The sequence below is a fragment of the Bacteroides ihuae genome, assembly GCF_900104585.1.
GTDB lineage: Bacteria > Bacteroidota > Bacteroidia > Bacteroidales > Bacteroidaceae > Bacteroides > Bacteroides ihuae.
In genome coordinates this window covers 317,465-334,303 of sequence record NZ_FNVX01000004.1, presented here as the reverse complement: position 1 = coordinate 334,303, position 16,839 = coordinate 317,465, and the positions used below count along the sequence as shown (strand labels likewise).

16 protein-coding genes are annotated in these 16,839 nt (G+C 41.9%); 11 read left to right on the top strand and 5 right to left on the bottom strand.

The window, feature by feature from the left end; genetic code table 11:
• Positions 1–14: 14 nt before the first annotated feature.
• The 7 genes from BQ5338_RS02175 to BQ5338_RS02145 all read left to right on the top strand — a co-directional run bounded on the left by BQ5338_RS02175 (position 15) and on the right by BQ5338_RS02145 (position 9,517).
• A complete protein-coding gene (locus tag BQ5338_RS02175) occupies positions 15–1,964 on the top strand; it encodes a polysaccharide biosynthesis protein (RefSeq protein ID WP_071145185.1) in 1,950 nt (649 codons plus the stop codon).
• Positions 1,965–2,093: 129 nt separating this feature from the next.
• Positions 2,094–3,176 carry a GDP-mannose 4,6-dehydratase gene (gene gmd / locus BQ5338_RS02170; RefSeq protein ID WP_071145184.1) on the top strand — a complete coding sequence of 361 codons (1,083 nt, stop codon included), beginning with the start codon at positions 2,094–2,096 and terminating at the stop codon, positions 3,174–3,176.
• Between the two features lie 4 nt (positions 3,177–3,180).
• Positions 3,181–4,257, top strand: coding sequence for a GDP-L-fucose synthase family protein (locus BQ5338_RS02165; protein ID WP_071145830.1), 1,077 nt, complete (start codon positions 3,181–3,183; stop codon positions 4,255–4,257).
• A gap of 18 nt (positions 4,258–4,275) precedes the next feature.
• A complete protein-coding gene (glmS, locus tag BQ5338_RS02160) occupies positions 4,276–6,126 on the top strand; it encodes a glutamine--fructose-6-phosphate transaminase (isomerizing) (protein ID WP_071145183.1) in 1,851 nt (616 codons plus the stop codon).
• Between the two features lie 20 nt (positions 6,127–6,146).
• On the top strand, positions 6,147–7,196 hold the full coding sequence (locus BQ5338_RS02155) for a mannose-1-phosphate guanylyltransferase (RefSeq protein ID WP_071145182.1): 1,050 nt from the start codon (positions 6,147–6,149) through the stop codon (positions 7,194–7,196).
• A gap of 370 nt (positions 7,197–7,566) precedes the next feature.
• Positions 7,567–7,761: a hypothetical protein gene (locus BQ5338_RS02150; RefSeq protein WP_071145181.1), complete on the top strand. Its 195-nt coding sequence runs from the start codon at positions 7,567–7,569 to the stop codon at positions 7,759–7,761.
• A gap of 445 nt (positions 7,762–8,206) precedes the next feature.
• Positions 8,207–9,517, top strand: a complete 1,311-nt coding sequence (locus BQ5338_RS02145; protein ID WP_071145829.1) for an ATP-binding protein — start codon at positions 8,207–8,209, stop codon at positions 9,515–9,517.
• Positions 9,518–9,717: 200 nt separating this feature from the next.
• Here the strand turns inward: BQ5338_RS02145 and BQ5338_RS02140 are convergent, their stop codons facing one another.
• Complete coding sequence (locus BQ5338_RS02140; RefSeq protein WP_071145180.1) at positions 9,718–10,215, bottom strand: hypothetical protein; 498 nt, start codon at positions 10,213–10,215, stop codon at positions 9,718–9,720.
• A 72-nt stretch (positions 10,216–10,287) separates the two neighbouring features.
• Here BQ5338_RS02140 and BQ5338_RS02135 point away from each other — a divergent pair, with 72 nt between their 5' ends.
• From BQ5338_RS02135 to BQ5338_RS02125, 3 genes are all read left to right on the top strand, one after another.
• Positions 10,288–11,391, top strand: a complete 1,104-nt coding sequence (locus tag BQ5338_RS02135; RefSeq protein WP_071145179.1) for a Fic family protein — start codon at positions 10,288–10,290, stop codon at positions 11,389–11,391.
• 510 nt (positions 11,392–11,901) lie between these two features.
• Positions 11,902–12,249, top strand: coding sequence for a type II toxin-antitoxin system RelE/ParE family toxin (locus BQ5338_RS02130; RefSeq protein ID WP_071145178.1), 348 nt, complete (start codon positions 11,902–11,904; stop codon positions 12,247–12,249).
• A gap of 4 nt (positions 12,250–12,253) precedes the next feature.
• Positions 12,254–12,568 (top strand): helix-turn-helix domain-containing protein, encoded by a 315-nt coding sequence (locus BQ5338_RS02125; protein ID WP_071145177.1) that lies wholly within the window; start codon positions 12,254–12,256, stop codon positions 12,566–12,568.
• Positions 12,569–12,667: 99 nt separating this feature from the next.
• Here BQ5338_RS02125 and BQ5338_RS02120 read toward each other — a convergent pair whose 3' ends face one another.
• Positions 12,668–12,853: a hypothetical protein gene (locus BQ5338_RS02120; protein WP_071145176.1), complete on the bottom strand. Its 186-nt coding sequence runs from the start codon at positions 12,851–12,853 to the stop codon at positions 12,668–12,670.
• A gap of 143 nt (positions 12,854–12,996) precedes the next feature.
• Between BQ5338_RS02120 and BQ5338_RS02115 the strand changes: the two genes are divergently transcribed.
• Entirely contained in the window at positions 12,997–14,307 is a 1,311-nt protein-coding gene (locus BQ5338_RS02115; RefSeq protein ID WP_071145828.1) for an ATP-binding protein, read from the top strand.
• Between the two features lie 300 nt (positions 14,308–14,607).
• Here the strand turns inward: BQ5338_RS02115 and BQ5338_RS02105 are convergent, their stop codons facing one another.
• From BQ5338_RS02105 to BQ5338_RS02095, 3 genes are all read right to left on the bottom strand, one after another.
• Positions 14,608–15,015: a helix-turn-helix domain-containing protein gene (locus BQ5338_RS02105; protein WP_071145174.1), complete on the bottom strand. Its 408-nt coding sequence runs from the start codon at positions 15,013–15,015 to the stop codon at positions 14,608–14,610.
• A 37-nt stretch (positions 15,016–15,052) separates the two neighbouring features.
• Positions 15,053–15,349: a type II toxin-antitoxin system HigB family toxin gene (locus tag BQ5338_RS02100; RefSeq protein WP_071145173.1), complete on the bottom strand. Its 297-nt coding sequence runs from the start codon at positions 15,347–15,349 to the stop codon at positions 15,053–15,055.
• Positions 15,350–15,509: 160 nt separating this feature from the next.
• Complete coding sequence (locus BQ5338_RS02095) at positions 15,510–16,838, bottom strand: ATP-binding protein (protein WP_071145172.1); 1,329 nt, start codon at positions 16,836–16,838, stop codon at positions 15,510–15,512.
• Between the last annotated feature and the right edge of the window lies 1 nt (position 16,839).

The window sequence follows — 16,839 nt, the reverse complement described above, 5'->3', positions numbered from 1 at the left end:
TTAAATATATAAAAATGATTTCGAAAATCACCGATTGGTATTTCTCTAAGAAAGCACTTCCTTATTGGGGGGTACTTGCTTTGGATTGTCTTATCGTAATGTTCTCCGGATACGTCGCAAAGTATCTTGAAGTTGGAGGTTTTGAATTTGCTCAGTCATTTTGGCCAATGACATACGGCATACTCATCAGCATCGTGCTTTATGCTGTGTCATTTCGATTATTTCATACCTACGCAGGCATTATCCGTTATTCATCTTTTATAGACCTTCAGCATGTAGCTGTTGCCACATTTGCAGGATCAGTACTTACATACATAGCCTCTTTTGCACTGGCATCTGTCAATAATATCAATATGCCGGATCTTTTGGGCATTTTTGTAATGTTCTCTGTTTCTACACTCCTGATGTGGTTGGAGCGTGTAGCTGTTAAACGTATGTTTGATGGCTTCCGCGCACAGGATGCAACACCTGTTGCCATCTACGGAACCAAGGGCGGTGGCATTAGCCTTGCTTTCAGCATCATAAACGTGAAGGTAAAGGAATTCCGTCTTGTGGCTTTCATCTCAGATGGTGAGGAAATGAAGAACACTTATCTGCTTGGTAAGAAGGTATTATTGAATGGCAAGGGTATCGCTGAAGATTTGAAGCAGATGGGCGTTAAAGTATTCCTTGTTTCTCCCTTAAAAAGTGAGATGTTCCGCAAGAATGCAACCATGATAGACGAATTCCTTGCTGCTGGTATCAAGATCATGATGTCGTCTGAAGCAGAGGAATGGGATGGTAAGAGTCCTCTGATGAACCTTAAGGAAGTGGACATTGAGGATCTCCTTCCTCGTGATAAGATTGAGGTAAATATGGATGCCATTGGAGCGTTGCTCACCGATAAGAAAATTCTTATTACAGGTGCTGCAGGTTCCATTGGCAGTGAGATGGTTCGTCAGGTGGCGTTATATAAGCCCGCGAAGATGATTCTCATTGATCAGGGAGAGACTCCTATGCACACTGTACGTCTCATGATGGCTCGTGATTTCGGTGATATAAAGTGCAAAACCATTGTTTCCAGTATTGCTAATCAGGAACACATGGAAAAGATCTTTGCTTCGTGTCAGCCGGATTACGTGTTCCATGCTGCTGCCTACAAGCATGTGCCAATGATGGAGCACAATCCAGGTATTGCTGTGCAGAATAATATCTATGGCACACGTGTAATTGCAGACCTTGCAGTGAAGTACGGCACTAAGAAATTTGTGATGATCTCTACTGATAAAGCGGTTAACCCAACGAACGTAATGGGTTGCTCAAAGCGAATCTGTGAGATTTACTGTCAATCACTCAATAAGGCTATTGTTGAGGGTAAGGTGAAGGGGGTTACTCAGTTTGTAACAACTCGTTTCGGTAACGTATTGGGAAGCAATGGCTCGGTAATTCCTTTGTTCCGTGAGCAGATCAAGAGAGGAGGTCCGCTTACCGTTACTCATCCTGACATTATTCGTTTCTTTATGCTGATTTCGGAGGCTTGTAAGCTTGTGCTTGAAGCAGGTACAATGGGAAAGGGTGGCGAAATCTTTGTTTTCGATATGGGTGATCCGGTAAAGATTTTTGATCTTGCTAAACGCATGATCAACCTTTCCGGAGCTAAGAATATCGACATCAAGTTCACCGGACTTCGTGATGGTGAGAAACTCTTCGAGGAGATGCTGAACGATGAAGAGCAGACAAAGCCTACAGACCATCCTAAAATTATGATCGCTAGCGTTCGTGAATACGATTACGAGACCGCATGCCAAGACGAAATACGTTTGCTGGAAGCATCTCGTTCGTTCGACGATATGGCTATCGTGAAGATAATGAAAGAAATTGTGCCGGAGTACAAGAGTGAGTGTTCTAAGTATGAGGTGCTGGATAAGACTTCAAATACTGAACTGCTGGCTAATGCCTTATTAAAAATAAACTCAGCTCATTGAATGTCAAAAAGTTGTTTAATTTTTCTTTTTCTCGTTTCGGAAATTTTAATAGTAAGCATTCATTGTATTATGCCTATCAGACCGAAATTTATTATGTAATAATTTAATCTATATTATAACTACTATTGAATGAAAAAAGTAGCATTGATCACTGGTATAACCGGACAAGACGGCTCATTCTTAGCCGAGTTTTTGATAGAAAAAGGATATGAAGTGCATGGCATATTAAGGCGTTCTTCGTCTTTTAATACTGCACGTATAGAACATTTGTATTTGGACGAATGGGTGCGCGATATGAAACAGACTCGCTTAGTGAATCTTCATTATGGGGATATGACGGATAGTAGTTCGTTAATTCGTATCATTCAGGAGGTAAAACCTGACGAAATTTATAACTTGGCTGCTCAGAGCCATGTAAAAGTCTCTTTTGATGTGCCGGAATATACGGCAGAAGCGGATGCGGTAGGTACTTTGCGTTTGTTGGAAGCGGTTCGTATCTTAGGATTGGAGAAGAAAGCAAAGATTTATCAGGCTTCTACCTCAGAGTTATATGGTTTGGTACAGGAAGTACCACAAAAAGAAACGACTCCTTTTTATCCTCGTTCTCCCTATGGAGTAGCTAAGCTATATGGCTTTTGGATTACCAAGAACTATCGTGAAAGTTACGGCATGTATGCGGTAAACGGTATCTTGTTTAACCATGAGAGTGAACGCCGTGGAGAAACCTTTGTAACACGTAAAATAACCTTGGCTGTAGCTCGTATTGCGCAAGGATTGCAAGATAAGTTGTATCTGGGTAACTTGGATTCTCTCCGTGACTGGGGGTATGCAAAAGATTACGTGGAGTGTATGTGGCTGATTCTGCAACACGAAACTCCGGAAGACTTTGTGATCGCTACTGGTGAATATCACAAGGTACGTGAGTTTGCTACATTGGCTTTCAAAGAGGCAGGAATTGAGCTTCGTTGGGAGGGAGAAGGTGTGAATGAGAAGGGAATTGATAGTGCTACTGATAGAGTATTGGTAGAGGTAGATCCTAAATATTTCCGCCCTGCAGAGGTAGAGCAATTACTGGGTGATCCTACGAAGGCAAGAACGTTGCTGGGATGGAATCCTACAAGAACTTCTTTCCCGGAATTGGTAAAGATCATGGTAGAGCATGATATCAAGTTTGTGAAGAAGTTGCATGCCCGACAAGAATTGGAGAAATAGAGAAATGGATAAGGACTCAAAGATATATGTAGCGGGACATCACGGTTTGGTGGGTTCTGCTATTTGGAATAACTTGCACCAAAAAGGATACACTAATCTGGTGGGTAAGGGTCATAAAGAGTTGGATTTGATGGATGGCTTGGCGGTTCGTGAATTCTTTGATGCAGAGCAACCGGAATATGTGATTTTGGCTGCTGCGCATGTAGGAGGAATCATGGCAAATAGTATCTATCGGGCGGATTTCATTTATAAAAACTTGCAGATTCAACAGAATGTGATCGGAGAGAGCTTCCGTCACAACGTGAAGAAGTTGCTTTTCTTGGGAAGTACGTGTATCTATCCGAGAGATGCGGCACAACCGATGAAGGAGTCGGAGCTGCTTACCGGACCATTGGAGTACACCAACGAACCGTATGCGATTGCTAAGATTGCTGGTTTGAAGATGTGTGAAAGCTTTAACTTGCAATATGGCACCAACTATATTGCAGTGATGCCTACGAATCTATATGGCCCGAATGATAACTTTGATTTGGAACGTAGCCATGTGCTTCCTGCGATGATTCGTAAGATTTACTTAGGTAAATGCTTGAATGAGGGTAATTGGGGGGAAGTATGCAAGGATTTGAATTGTCGTCCTGTCGAAGGTATTACGGGTGATCACAAGCCTGATGAGATTCTCACGATCTTAAAGAAATACGGTATCACTAAGAGTCAGGTGGAGCTGTGGGGTACAGGCAAACCCTTGCGTGAGTTTCTCTGGAGTGAGGAAATGGCGGATGCAAGTGTTTATGTATTGGAGCATGTGAACTTCGACGATTTGAAAGGCACGGAGAAGGATGTACGTAATTGTCACATCAATATTGGTACAGGCAAGGAAATCTCTATCCATGAATTAGCTGGACTAATTGTGAAAACGGTTGGTTACAACGGTGAATTGGTGTTCAATAGTGATAAACCCGATGGTACCATGCGTAAGCTTACAGATCCTTCCAAGTTAAATCATTTAGGCTGGCACCACCAAATTGAAATTGAAGAAGGCGTACAGAAAATGTATGAATGGTATTTTAACTTTTCTAGATAATATAACAGCATAAAGTCGATGTGTGGAATTGTAGGATATATTGGAACACGGCAGGCTTTTCCTGTCTTGATAAAAGGATTAAAGAGACTAGAATACAGGGGGTACGATAGTACGGGGGTGGCACTTCTTTCGACAAATGCTATGCTAAACGTGTATAAGGAAGAGGGCAAAGTGGCGAACTTGGAGGCCAACGTGGCCAACAGGGACTTAGGTGGGACTATCGGCATAGCGCATACGCGTTGGGCTACCCACGGGATACCGTCTTCCACCAATGCGCATCCGCATGTGTCACAGTCAGGAAAACTGGCATTGGTGCACAATGGCATCATCGAGAATTATTCGCTTATTAAAGAACGTCTCACTAAGTTGGGTTTTACTTTCAAAAGTGAAACGGACACGGAGGTGCTGGTGCAGTTCATCGAATATGTGAAGGAAACACACGGCGTAGATACTGTTACTGCTGTTCGCTTGGCACTTAACCAGGTGATTGGGGCGTATGCCATTGTGCTTGTTGACAAGGAGGCTCCCGAACAGGTGATCGTGGCTCGCAAAAGCAGTCCGCTGGTGATTGGATTGGGTGAAGGGAATCGGGAATTTTTTATCGCTTCGGATGCTACGCCTTTGGTGGAGTACACACAGAATGTGGTGTATCTCAACGATGGGGAGATTGCCGTGCTGAAGCGTGGGGAGGAGATGCAGATTTGCAACCTGAAGAATGAAGCGGTAGATCTGGATGTGCAGAGCATAGAAATGAATATCGGACTGTTGGAAAAAGGAGGGTATCCGCACTTTATGCTGAAGGAGATTTATGAGCAGGCACAGGCCATGAAAGATTGTATGCGCGGACGTCTGCTCGAGAAAGAGAAAAGGGTAGTGCTCTCGGCGGTATGTAATCACAGCGAACGACTGTTGAATGCAAAACGCATTATTATTGTTTCTTGTGGCACTTCTTGGCATGCGGGTCTCATTGGCAAACAATTGATTGAAACATTTGTAAAGGTGCCGGTGGAGGTGGAGTATGCTTCGGAGTTCCGCTACCGTAATCCGGTCATCAATAAGGAAGATGTGGTGATTGCCATCTCGCAGTCGGGTGAAACGGCGGATACACTGGCTGCCATCAGTTTGGCAAAAGAAAAAGGGGCGTTTATATTTGGTATTGTCAATGCAGTAGGGTCGTCTATTGCTCGAATCACGGATGCAGGAACTTATATTCACGTGGGGCCCGAGATTGGTGTCGCATCTACCAAAGCATTCACAGGACAGCTCACGGTTCTTATCATGCTGGCTTTGTGTTTAGGTAAAGAGAGAGGTACCATCTCTGAAGTGGAGTATGAAGAGATAGTGACCGAATTGGCTGCCATTCCTGATAAGATAGAGCGTTCTCTGGCATGCAACGAGAGGGTGGCTGATTTGGCAAAGAGCTTTACCTATGCTCGCAACTTCTTGTACCTGGGGCGTGGATATAACTTTCCCGTGGCACTGGAGGGGGCATTGAAACTGAAAGAGATCAGTTACATCCATGCCGAAGGGTATCCGGCTGCGGAGATGAAGCACGGCCCCATTGCTTTGGTGGATGCGGAGATGCCGGTGGTGGTGATTGCTACACATCATGAGCTATATGAAAAAATGCTTAGCAACATTCAGGAGGTGAAAGCGCGAAAAGGACGTATTCTGGCCATCGTAACCGAAGGAGATGAGGGTGTGAAGGATCTTGTTGATAATGTTATTGAAACTCCACCCACGCTGGCTTGCCTGTCACCACTGCTCACGGTGATTCCTTTGCAGTTACTGGCTTACCACGTAGCGGTAATAAAAGGGCTGGATGTGGATCAACCCCGTAATTTGGCAAAGAGCGTAACAGTGGAATAATTAAGCTGAATTCTAATATTATGCAAAACACACACGTAGTAATAATGGCGGGAGGAATCGGAAGTCGGTTCTGGCCCATGAGCACATCTAGCTGTCCTAAACAGTTTATTGATGTGATGGGGTGCGGCAAATCATTAATTCAACTAACAGCGGATCGCTTTGCAGGAGTTTGTCCACCGGAGAATATCTGGGTGGTGACCTCGGAGAAGTACACAAGCCTTGTGCACGAACAGCTTCCGCAGGTACCGGAATGTAATGTGTTGGCGGAACCGTGTCAACGAAATACGGCGCCATGTATTGCTTACGTGAGTTGGAAGATTAAAAAGCGTTTTCCGGAAGCAAACATTGTGGTGACGCCTTCGGATCAGTTGGTGATGGACACGGTGGAGTTTCAACGGGTGATAGCGAAAGCCTTGACTTTCACGGAACAAAGCAATGCGATAGTGACGCTGGGCATGAAGCCGAGTCGTCCGGAAACGGGATATGGATATATTGCGGCAGGCGAGGGTTTGCTACGTGACAAGGAGATCTTCCATGTGGAGGCTTTCAAGGAGAAGCCGGATCGCACAACGGCGGAGCAGTATCTGGCAGAGGGTCACTTCTTCTGGAATGCGGGGATCTTTGTGTGGAATGTGAAGACGATCTCTACTGCACTACGGGTGCATGTACCTGCTTTAGCTCAGGTATTTGATAGAATCTATCCTGACCTCTATACGGAGCGGGAAGCAGAGATGATTAGTAAATCTTTTCCTTCGTGTGAAAACATTTCCATCGACTATGCGGTGATGGAGAAAGCAGGGGAGATCTACGTACTTCCTGCCGAGTTTGGATGGTCGGATCTGGGCACGTGGGGTGCGTTACACGGATTATTGCCGCAGGATGAAGCGGGTAACTCTGTGGTGGCTCCTGAGGTGAAGCTGTATGAGAGTAAGAATTGCATGGTGCACACTCCTCAGGCTAGAAAGGTGGTGATACAGGGTTTGGATGGCTACATTGTGGCGGAGAAAGACGGTGTATTGCTCATCTGTAAGCTGGAAGAGGAGCAGCGTATCAAGGAGTTCTCTAAATAATGAGACTGTTCTGATGTGAATCATGGCATTCTCTATGTTTTGTTTGTTTGTTTATTCTTCTGGGCAGTGATGCTCGGAAGAATTTTTCTTCATCTTTTCATTGTTTTTATTATTTACATGTATATCTTTGTTTTTATTTTACTTCGCTTCTGATTCTGTATTATTTTTGCTTCTATTCTTTTATTCTTATTATACTATTCCCTATTATGTAGTAACTAAATGGTGGGAAATAAGATATTTTAATAACTTCATAATCGTTTTTTTTATAATACATAGTGTATTTGCTATAAGTTGTATTTTTTCTTTTAGCAAAATATAACTACACCCTATTTGGACTAATCAGCTCAATAAACTTAAACATTTTATTTTTATGAAAAACGTATTTGGGGATTTTCTATATTCCACGAATAGAAATATCTACATAAAGCTGAGCCTGAGGTACAAGGTTTGGCCGTGGAGGGTTTATGCGCTGGCTCATGGGAGCCGTAGTAAAGGACGCAAAGATGGTAAGGTTTTGAAGGCTCTTCAAAAATTAGGGATAATCTCGGATGTGAAGACTTGGTGAAAGATTGTTCTTTCTCTTTTTCCTTGACGGAAAAGAGAAACGAACCAAAGAGAAAAAGTCAAGGCTTCTTTTGCTACGCTACTGCAAAGATGTACTGCGCTACAAGCGATTGAACTCGCTTCGCTCAAACAGAATCGCTTGCTTTACGCTCCGTGCATCTTCTCCGTTTAACGCTTCACACAAGAGGCCGGTCTTCTTTTTTACTCCTCGCTTTCAGCATCGGTTGCACTTTGCTTCGCTCGTGATTTTTTTCCTGCCGCTTTCAGCTTTGCTTCTTCTGCTTTGACAATACTACTAATCGCACTTTCTGCACATAATATTGGCAAATATTGATTTGATCTATTCTAAAATAAAGGAATGAATCTCTCAAAAATAATAGTTTTTAAAAAGAAGTTCTATCTTTGTAATGGCTATTAAGATAATGACCATTAAAATAATTAGGGGTATGAAATTTTATGATAGAAAAGAGGAAATAGAGATACTGGATCGTAATAGGGAGCAATCTGAAAAAAGTGCTTGTTTTACGGTTATGGTAGGGCGGCGGCGTATTGGTAAAACGTTGCTCCTTCTGGAGTCGGTGAAGGAACAAAGGTTTCTCTATCTGTTTGTTGCGCGCAGAAGTGAGCAATTGCTTTGTGCTCAATATCAAAAAGAGATTCAGAATGTGCTGGGGCTGCAGATATTTGGCAACATTACGGAATTTCGTGATCTCTTTGAGCAACTGCTGATCTATGCTACAAAGGAACATTATACCTTGATTATTGATGAATTTCAGGAGTTTGATAGTGTAAACCCGGCGATCTTTAGCGATATTCAAAATTTGTGGGATCAATATAAGGATAGGGCGAAGATTAATTTTATCGCTTGTGGCTCTATCTATTCTTTGATGATGAAGATTTTTGAGAATAGAAAGGAGCCTCTGTTTGGACGCCTGACTTCAAAAATCGTGTTGAAACCATTTTCGGTGGGTGTAATGAAGGAGATCCTTACTGATTATAACCCTACTTATACTTCTGAGGATTTGCTCTGTTTGTACATGCTGACGGGTGGGGTAGCAAAATATATAACTCTTTTGATGGAGGCTGGCGCAACGACTGCTCCGAAAATGCTTGATAGGGTGACTTGTATTGATTCTCCTTTTCTGGGAGAAGGAAAGGATTTACTCGTCTCGGAATTTGGTAAGGAGTATGGTGTCTATTTTTCCATCTTGCAATTGATAGCTGCCGGCAAGACGACGCAGGGTGAGATCGATTCTATTATCGGTAAAAATACGGGTGCATATCTTGTGAATCTTGAAAGGGAGTATTCGCTGATCTCTAAGAATAAACCGATGTTTGCAAAACCGGAAAGCCGAAAGGCTCGATGGTGTATTAGCGATAATTATCTGCGTTTCTGGTTTCGCTTTATCTTTCCGAATCAATCTTTCTTGGAGTTGGGCAAACATGATTTGCTCAGAGAGTATATTGCGGAAAATTATACTCAGTACAGTGGACTGATTCTTGAAAAGTATTTTCGGGATAAGATGGCTGAAACAGATCGTATAACGGATATTGGTAATTATTGGGATAGTAAAGGGGAAAATGAAATTGATTTGATTGCTCTGAATAATCTCGAAAAAACGGCTGTTGTGGCTGAGATAAAGCGTAATGCAAAGAAGCTGGATATGCAGTTGTTAGCAACGAAGGCGAAAGTGCTGAAGAAAAATCTGGCAAAATATAAGGTTGAGCTAAGAGGGCTTTCGATGGAGGATATGTAGGGGATTGTTCTTTCTCTTTTTCCTTGACGGAAAAGAGAAAAGAACCAAAGAGAAAAAGTCAAGGCTTCTCGTGTGAAGCTACTGCGACACTGCTCGAAGCTACAAGCGATTGAACTCGCTTCGCTCAAACAGAATCGCTTGCTTAACGCTTCGGGCATTGTCTCCGTTTAACGCTTCACACAAGAGGCCGGTCTTCTTTTCTAACTCCTCGCTTTCAGCATCGTTTGCACTTTGCTTCGCTCGTAATTCTTCTTACTCCTCGCTTTCAGCATCGTTTGCACTTTGCTTCGCTCGTAATTCTTCTTACTCCTTGCTTTCAGCATCGTTTGCACTTTGCTTCGCTCGTAATTCTTCTTACTCCTCGCTTTCAGCATCGTTTGCACTTTGCTTCGCTCGTAATTCTTCTTACTCCTTGCTTTCAGCATCGTTTGCACTTTGCTTCGCTCGTAATTCTTCTTACTCCTCGCTTTCAGCATCGTTTGCACTTTGCTTCGCTCGTAATTCTTCTTACTCCTTGCTTTCAGCATCGTTTGCACTTTGCTTCGCTCGTGATTCTTCTTACTCCTTGCTTTCAGCATCGTTTGCACTTTGCTTCGCTCGTGATTCTTCTTACTCCTTGCTTTCAGCATCGTTTGCACTTTGCTTCGCTCGTAATTCTTCTTACTCCTTGCTTTCAGCATCGGTTCGGATTTTAGCATGCTAAAATTTGTTGTGATCGAATGTAATGTGAAAGATTTATTGTTATATTTACCGCAAAATATACGGAGAATATGAGGGCGATCTATATTTGGCAACAGCATGAATGGCCTAATTTTATTTGGGATGACAAAAAGTTATCTTATAAATTAGGTAGAGTGCGCAGCTTGCAAGGAAAACTTGTAGGTAGAATGAGTGCGCTGGGTTTTGACTTGAAGAACGCTGCAATACTTGATACGCTAACGGTGGATATTACAAAATCTTCTGAGATAGAGGGGGTAATATTGAATAGTGATCAGGTACGTTCTTCTGTGGCTCGTCATTTAGGGATGGAAACGGAAGGGTTGCCTGAAGCTGATCGTTATGTGGATGGTGTGGTGCAAGTGATGATTGATGCCAGTCAGAATTATGTGCAACCATTGACGGAAGAACGGCTTTTTAATTGGCATGCGGCTTTGTTTCCTACGGGTAGAAGCGGGATGTATAAGATTACTGTTGCGAACTGGAGGCGGGGTTCAGAACCGATGCAGGTGGTGTCGGGGGCAATGGGAAAAGAAAAAATACATTATCAAGCTCCCAGTTCGGATAGTCTACCGTATCAAATGAAGCTGTTTTTAGAGTGGGCTAATGATACTCAGAAGATTGATCCGGTACTGAAGGCTGCGATTGTTCATTTGTGGTTTGTCACTGTCCACCCGTTTGATGATGGGAATGGCCGTCTTTCGCGAACAATAACGGATCTGTTTTTGGCTCGTGCTGATGAAATGCCGCACCGTTTTTATAGTATGTCGGCTGAAATACGCAAACAACGCAAAGGGTATTATGAGGTTTTAGAGAGAACGCAAAAGGGTGGGGTGGATATAACGATCTGGTTAGTATGGTTCCTTGATTGTTTGGAGGCTGCATTGCTTGATACGGAGAAATCAATCAGTACTGTTTTGCGGAAAGCTGCTTTTTGGGACAAGTACCGATTAGTATCGATGAATGGACGGCAACTAAAAATGGTGAATCTTCTTTGGGAGGATTTTGACGGAAAACTGACGTCTTCAAAATGGGGGAAGATCGCTAAATGTTCTGCTGATACGGCTTTGCGGGATATACAGGACTTGGTGGCAAAAGGTGTATTGCACAAAATGGAGGGAGGCGGACGAAGTACAAATTATGAATTAATGAGATAGTTGTTTTGCGGTGAATAGAAGGCTTATTCTCCGCAATTGTTGCATGCAATATTGTTCTTTCTCTTTTTCCTTGACGGAAAAGAGAAACGAACCAAAGAGAAAAAGTCAAGGCTTCTCGTGTGAAGCTACTGCGTCAATGCTCGAAGCTACAAGCGATTGAACTCGCTTCGCTCAAACAGAATCGCTTGCTTAACGCTTCGGGCATTGTCTCCGTTTAACGCTTCACACAAGAGGCCGGTCTTCTTTTTTACTCCTCGCTTTCAGCATCGTTTGCACATTGCTTCGCTCGTGATTCTTTTAACTCCTCGCTTTCAGCATCGTTTGCACTTTGCTTCGCTCGTGATTCTTTTTACTCCTTGCTTTCAGCATCGTTTGCACTTTGCTTCGCTCGTGATTCTTCTTACTCCTTGCTTTCAGCATCGGGTTTGCTCGCTTGTCGGTGAATTTTTTATAAAAGTTTCCATAAACAGAAACTTTTATTTATCTTTGCCACGTTGAATGAGTGAATACATGGAGACAAAAGAAAAATTTAAAGTAGCTTATTATACTGATGCATTGGAGTTCCTGCAAAAGATAGAACCTAAAACACGTGAAAAGATAATTTATAATGTCGATAAAGCTCGCTACACATTAGACCCCAAATTATTTAAGAAATTAACAGGCACTGATATCTGGGAATTTAGGACGTTATATAATGGTAAGCATTATCGTTTGTTGGCTTTTTGGGACAAAACAAAAGATGTAGATACATTGGTAGTGGCTACGCATGGGTTTATTAAGAAGACGGATAAAACTCCCTCTAAAGAGATTGAAAGGGCTTATGAGATAATGAAGGAATACTTTGATTTTAAAAGATAACGCTATGGCTAAAAAGAAGTTTTATACACAAGAAGAGGCTAAAGATATGCTGATAGGTAAAGTTGGCACACCTCAGCGTGATAAGTATGAAGAAGATTTAGACCTGTTCCTCATCGGTGATGTTATTAAACGTGCCCGACAAGAAAAAAACCTCACACAGGAAGATTTAGGTAAGTTGGTAGGTGTGCAGAAAGCACAGATTTCAAGAATAGAGAACGGCAAAAACTTGACTTTTGCAACCGTGATAAAACTTTTTAAGGCAATGGGAGTGAGTGCAAAACTGGAGATAGACAGCTTAGGGAAAGTGGTTTTGTGCTGAAAGATTGTTCTTTCTCTTTTTCCTTGACGGAAAAGAGAAACGAACCAAAGAGAAAAAGTCAAGGCTTCTCGTGTGAAGCTACTGCGTCAATGCTCGAAGCTACAAGCGATTGAACTCGCTTCGCTCAAACAAAATCGCTTGCTTAACGCTTCGGGCATTGTCTCCGCTTAACGCTTCACGCAAGAGGCCGGTCCTTTCTTTTTTTACTCCACTTTGCTTCGCTCGTGATTTTTTTCCTGCCGCTTTCAGCTTTGCTTCTTCTGCTTTGACAATACTACTAATCACACTTTCTGCACATAATATTGGCAAATATTGATTTGATCTATTCTAAAATAAAGGAATGAATCTCTCAAAAATAATAGTTTTTAAAAAGAAGTTCTATCTTTGTAATGGCTATTAAGATAATGACCATTAAAATAATTAGGGGTATGAAATTTTATGATAGAAAAGAGGAAATAGAGATACTGGATCGTAATAGGGAGCAATCTGAAAAAAGTGCTTGTTTTACGGTTATGGTAGGGCGGCGGCGTATTGGTAAAACGTTGCTCCTTCTGGAGTCGGTGAAGGAACAAAGGTTTCTCTATCTGTTTGTTGCGCGCAGAAGTGAGCAATTGCTTTGTGCTCAATATCAAAAAGAGATTCAGAATGTGCTGGGGCTGCAGATATTTGGCAACATTACGGAATTTCGTGATCTCTTTGAGCAACTGCTGATCTATGCTACAAAGGCACATTATACCTTGATTATTGATGAATTTCAGGAGTTTGATAGTGTAAATCCGGCGATCTTTAGCGATATTCAAAATTTGTGGGATCAATATAAGGATAGGGCGAAGATTAATTTTATCGCTTGTGGCTCTATCTATTCTTTGATGATGAAGATTTTTGAGAATAGAAAGGAGCCTCTGTTTGGACGCCTGACTTCAAAAATCGTGTTGAAGCCGTTTTCGGTGGGTGTAATGAAGGAGATCCTTGCTGATTATAACCCTACTTATACTTCTGAGGATTTGCTCTGTTTGTACATGCTGACGGGTGGGGTAGCAAAATATATAACTCTTTTGATGGAGGCTGGCGCAACGACTGCTCCGAAAATGCTTGATAGGGTAACTTGTATTGATTCTCCTTTTCTGGGAGAGGGAAAGGATTTACTCGTCTCGGAATTTGGTAAGGAGTATGGTGTCTATTTTTCCATCTTGCAATTGATAGCTGCCGGCAAGACGACGCAGGGTGAGATCGATTCTATTATCGGTAAAAATACGGGTGCATATCTTGTGAATCTTGAAAGGGAGTATTCGCTGATCTCTAAGAATAAACCGATGTTTGCAAAACCGGAAAGCCGAAAGGCTCGATGGTGTATTAGCGATAATTATCTGCGTTTCTGGTTTCGCTTTATCTTTCCGAATCAATCTTTCTTGGAGTTGGGCAAACATGATTTGCTCAGAGAGTATATTGCGGAAAATTATACTCAGTACAGTGGACTGATTCTTGAAAAGTATTTTCGGGATAAGATGGCTGAAACAGATCGTATAACGGATATTGGTAATTATTGGGATAGTAAAGGGGAAAATGAAATTGATTTGATTGCTCTGAATAGTCTCGACAAAACGGCTGTTGTGGCTGAGATAAAGCGTAATGCAAAGAAGCTGGATATGCAGTTGTTGGCAACGAAGGCGAAAGTGCTGAAGAAAAATCTGGCAAAATATAAGGTTGAACTCAGAGGGCTTTCGATGGAGGATATGTAGGGGATTGTTCTTTCTCTTTTGCCTTGGCGCAAAAGAGAAAAGAACCAAAGAGAAAAAGTCAAGGCTTCTCGTGTGAAGCTACTGCGTCAATGCTCGAAGCTACAAGCGATTGAACTCGCTTCGCTCAAACAGAATCGCTTGCTTAACGCTTCGGGCATTGTCTCCGTTTAACGCTTCACACAAGAGGCCGGTCCTTTCTTCTTTACTCCACTTTGCTTCGCTCGTGGTTCTTTTGATCCTCCTCGCTTTCAGCATCGGGTTCGCTTTGCTTCGCTCGCTTTTCATAGGCGCAGTTTCGGCTTATGAATATTTTAAAATAAGCTCAGGGTCAATATTCAGCTTCTCATAAAGCTTCTTTGCTAACGATAAAGAAATTTTTCTTTTTCCATTCATAATTTGGCTAAATACCGACTCATTGATATCCAATAGTTCGGCAACTTCCTTTCTCTTCATGTCATTAGCGTAAAAGTATTCTTCAATTTTTTGAATCAAAGGGTTCTTCTGTCTGAGCGGGAGTATGTTCATGAAATTATCTTCATATTCTGCACTCAATTTTGCTAATTGGCTGATTTCTTTAATATATTCGTTATCCATTCCAGATTCGAGCATACCAAGTTTTGTTGCTTCATTAATTAATTCATTTACACGAGAACGTACAAGATCATACTCCTCTCTCGTGGAAATGCAACTGATGTTCAGGGTTTTCATCTTTTTAATTTTTAAATTATTTAAAATGTTCAGAATTCTATAACTCCGAGCAGTCTTTAATTTTGCTGTATGCACTGTGAGTACCTATAAATCTCACATCCAATACTTCACCAACAAAGAGAACAACAGCTATTAATCTGAAATTATTTCCGGATATATTGAAAACGTATCTTCCGTTTCCTACATAATCTGCTGTGCCAAAGGTTCTTTTTACATCTGTGTGACTTTGCCAATGTTCAGTTTTAACTTTTTCTACCCATTTATTAAGCGGCTTTACTGCTTGAGCATGATTCTGCACAAAGTCCATCAATAGTTTCTTGTTTGATATAATCATTATCTTTCATATGATTTATAATTAATAGCTATCTTGTGTTGTTTCTATCTTTAATTGTATGCAAAGATAGTTTGTTATTCTCAATTCTGCAATTTAATTTGCTAAAATGGAAACTTTTAACGATCCTTTATAACATCGGGAATTTTTTTACTCCTCGCTTTCAGCTTTGCTTCTTCGCCGCTACAATTTTGTAGATCCAATCGGTGAGTGGAATAGGGCAGCTCAGTAGCCTTCCATTTTCCTTTAGGTTGTTCATTGAAAAACGAATCTTTAGAGGGGGAGAGAACTTGTTCGCATAGACAGAGAGGCTCTTGCCGCTGATACGGGTTTCTGATTTTACTTCTACAGGAATGACCTCTGTTGGAAGTTGTAATACGAAGTCAACTTCGGCTCGATTTTCAGAACTCCAATAATAGGGCATTACATCGTTTTGTGGCACTAGAGATTGTAATATGGCATTCTCGGTCAGGGCTCCTTTGAATTCGGTGTAACCTGCATTGCCGGAAAGAATAATCTCCGGAGAGAGTTTGGCTAGGCGTCTCAATAGTCCGCAGTCGCAGGCATAAACTTTGAAAGAGGTCAAGTCTTGATAGGCACTTAGCGGAAGGCCGGGTTTAGATATATTGTAGATACGGTAAATGAGGCCGGCTTCTTCTAACCAAAGGAGGGCGTCTTCATATTCTCTGGCACGTGCTCCTGTCTTGACAACTTTATAGATGAATTTACGATTTTCTTTAGCTAGTTGTGAGGGGAGGGATGCCCACAGGCTGTTGATACGGGGGATATCTATGGGTGAAGCATACTTAGAGAAGTCTAAGGTATATAAGTCCAGAATATTCTGCAAAATATCTTCTACTAACTGAATTCCTTTGTTCTCAAGTAGTGTGGTCACGGCTTCGGGCATACCTCCGCAGATAAGATATCTCTTATATTCTATCTCTAATTTATTGAGAATGATTTCTGGAAGCGGGTCAAGGCTGTTCAGATCATTTATATAATGATGGATACGTTCGTCGGCTGCCAACAAAAATTCTTTGAAGGTAATGGGATACATTCTGATGATCTGAACTTTACCCACGGGTACTGACATCTTCTTTTTTCGGATAGCCACACCTAATAATGAACCGGCTGCAATGACGTGGTATTGAGGTGCATCTTCACAAAAGTACTTTAAGCTGTTTAAAGCTGCTTCGCATAGTTGAATCTCATCAAAGATGAGAAGTGTTTTGCCGGGCACAATGGGGACATCTGTAAATAGGGTGAGTTCTTTTAATAGTCGACTGATGTCTCTTGTTTTCTCAAAGATTCTTCCCAATTCTTCCACTTTATCAAAATTGAATTCGGCTACGTACTCAAAACATTCTTTACCGAATGCTCTCATGCTCCAGGTCTTTCCGATTTGACGGGCTCCTCTCAGAAGGATCGGTTTGCGGTTTTCACTCTCCTTCCATAATCTCAAACGACCAATGATTTCTCTCTGAATTTCCATA

Coding starts and splice junctions, on each gene's coding strand:
- BQ5338_RS02175 (WP_071145185.1), top strand. CDS start 15: ATGATTTCGAAAATCACCGATTGGTATTTCTCTAAGAAAGCACTTCCT.
- gmd (WP_071145184.1), top strand. CDS start 2,094: ATGAAAAAAGTAGCATTGATCACTGGTATAACCGGACAAGACGGCTCA.
- BQ5338_RS02165 (WP_071145830.1), top strand. CDS start 3,181: ATGGATAAGGACTCAAAGATATATGTAGCGGGACATCACGGTTTGGTG.
- glmS (WP_071145183.1), top strand. CDS start 4,276: ATGTGTGGAATTGTAGGATATATTGGAACACGGCAGGCTTTTCCTGTC.
- BQ5338_RS02155 (WP_071145182.1), top strand. CDS start 6,147: ATGCAAAACACACACGTAGTAATAATGGCGGGAGGAATCGGAAGTCGG.
- BQ5338_RS02150 (WP_071145181.1), top strand. CDS start 7,567: ATGAAAAACGTATTTGGGGATTTTCTATATTCCACGAATAGAAATATC.
- BQ5338_RS02145 (WP_071145829.1), top strand. CDS start 8,207: ATGAAATTTTATGATAGAAAAGAGGAAATAGAGATACTGGATCGTAAT.
- BQ5338_RS02140 (WP_071145180.1), bottom strand. CDS start 10,215: ATGCTAAAATCCGAACCGATGCTGAAAGCAAGGAGTAAGAAGAATTAC.
- BQ5338_RS02135 (WP_071145179.1), top strand. CDS start 10,288: ATGAGGGCGATCTATATTTGGCAACAGCATGAATGGCCTAATTTTATT.
- BQ5338_RS02130 (WP_071145178.1), top strand. CDS start 11,902: ATGGAGACAAAAGAAAAATTTAAAGTAGCTTATTATACTGATGCATTG.
- BQ5338_RS02125 (WP_071145177.1), top strand. CDS start 12,254: ATGGCTAAAAAGAAGTTTTATACACAAGAAGAGGCTAAAGATATGCTG.
- BQ5338_RS02115 (WP_071145828.1), top strand. CDS start 12,997: ATGAAATTTTATGATAGAAAAGAGGAAATAGAGATACTGGATCGTAAT.
- BQ5338_RS02105 (WP_071145174.1), bottom strand. CDS start 15,015: ATGAAAACCCTGAACATCAGTTGCATTTCCACGAGAGAGGAGTATGAT.
- BQ5338_RS02100 (WP_071145173.1), bottom strand. CDS start 15,349: ATGATTATATCAAACAAGAAACTATTGATGGACTTTGTGCAGAATCAT.
- BQ5338_RS02095 (WP_071145172.1), bottom strand. CDS start 16,838: ATGGAAATTCAGAGAGAAATCATTGGTCGTTTGAGATTATGGAAGGAG.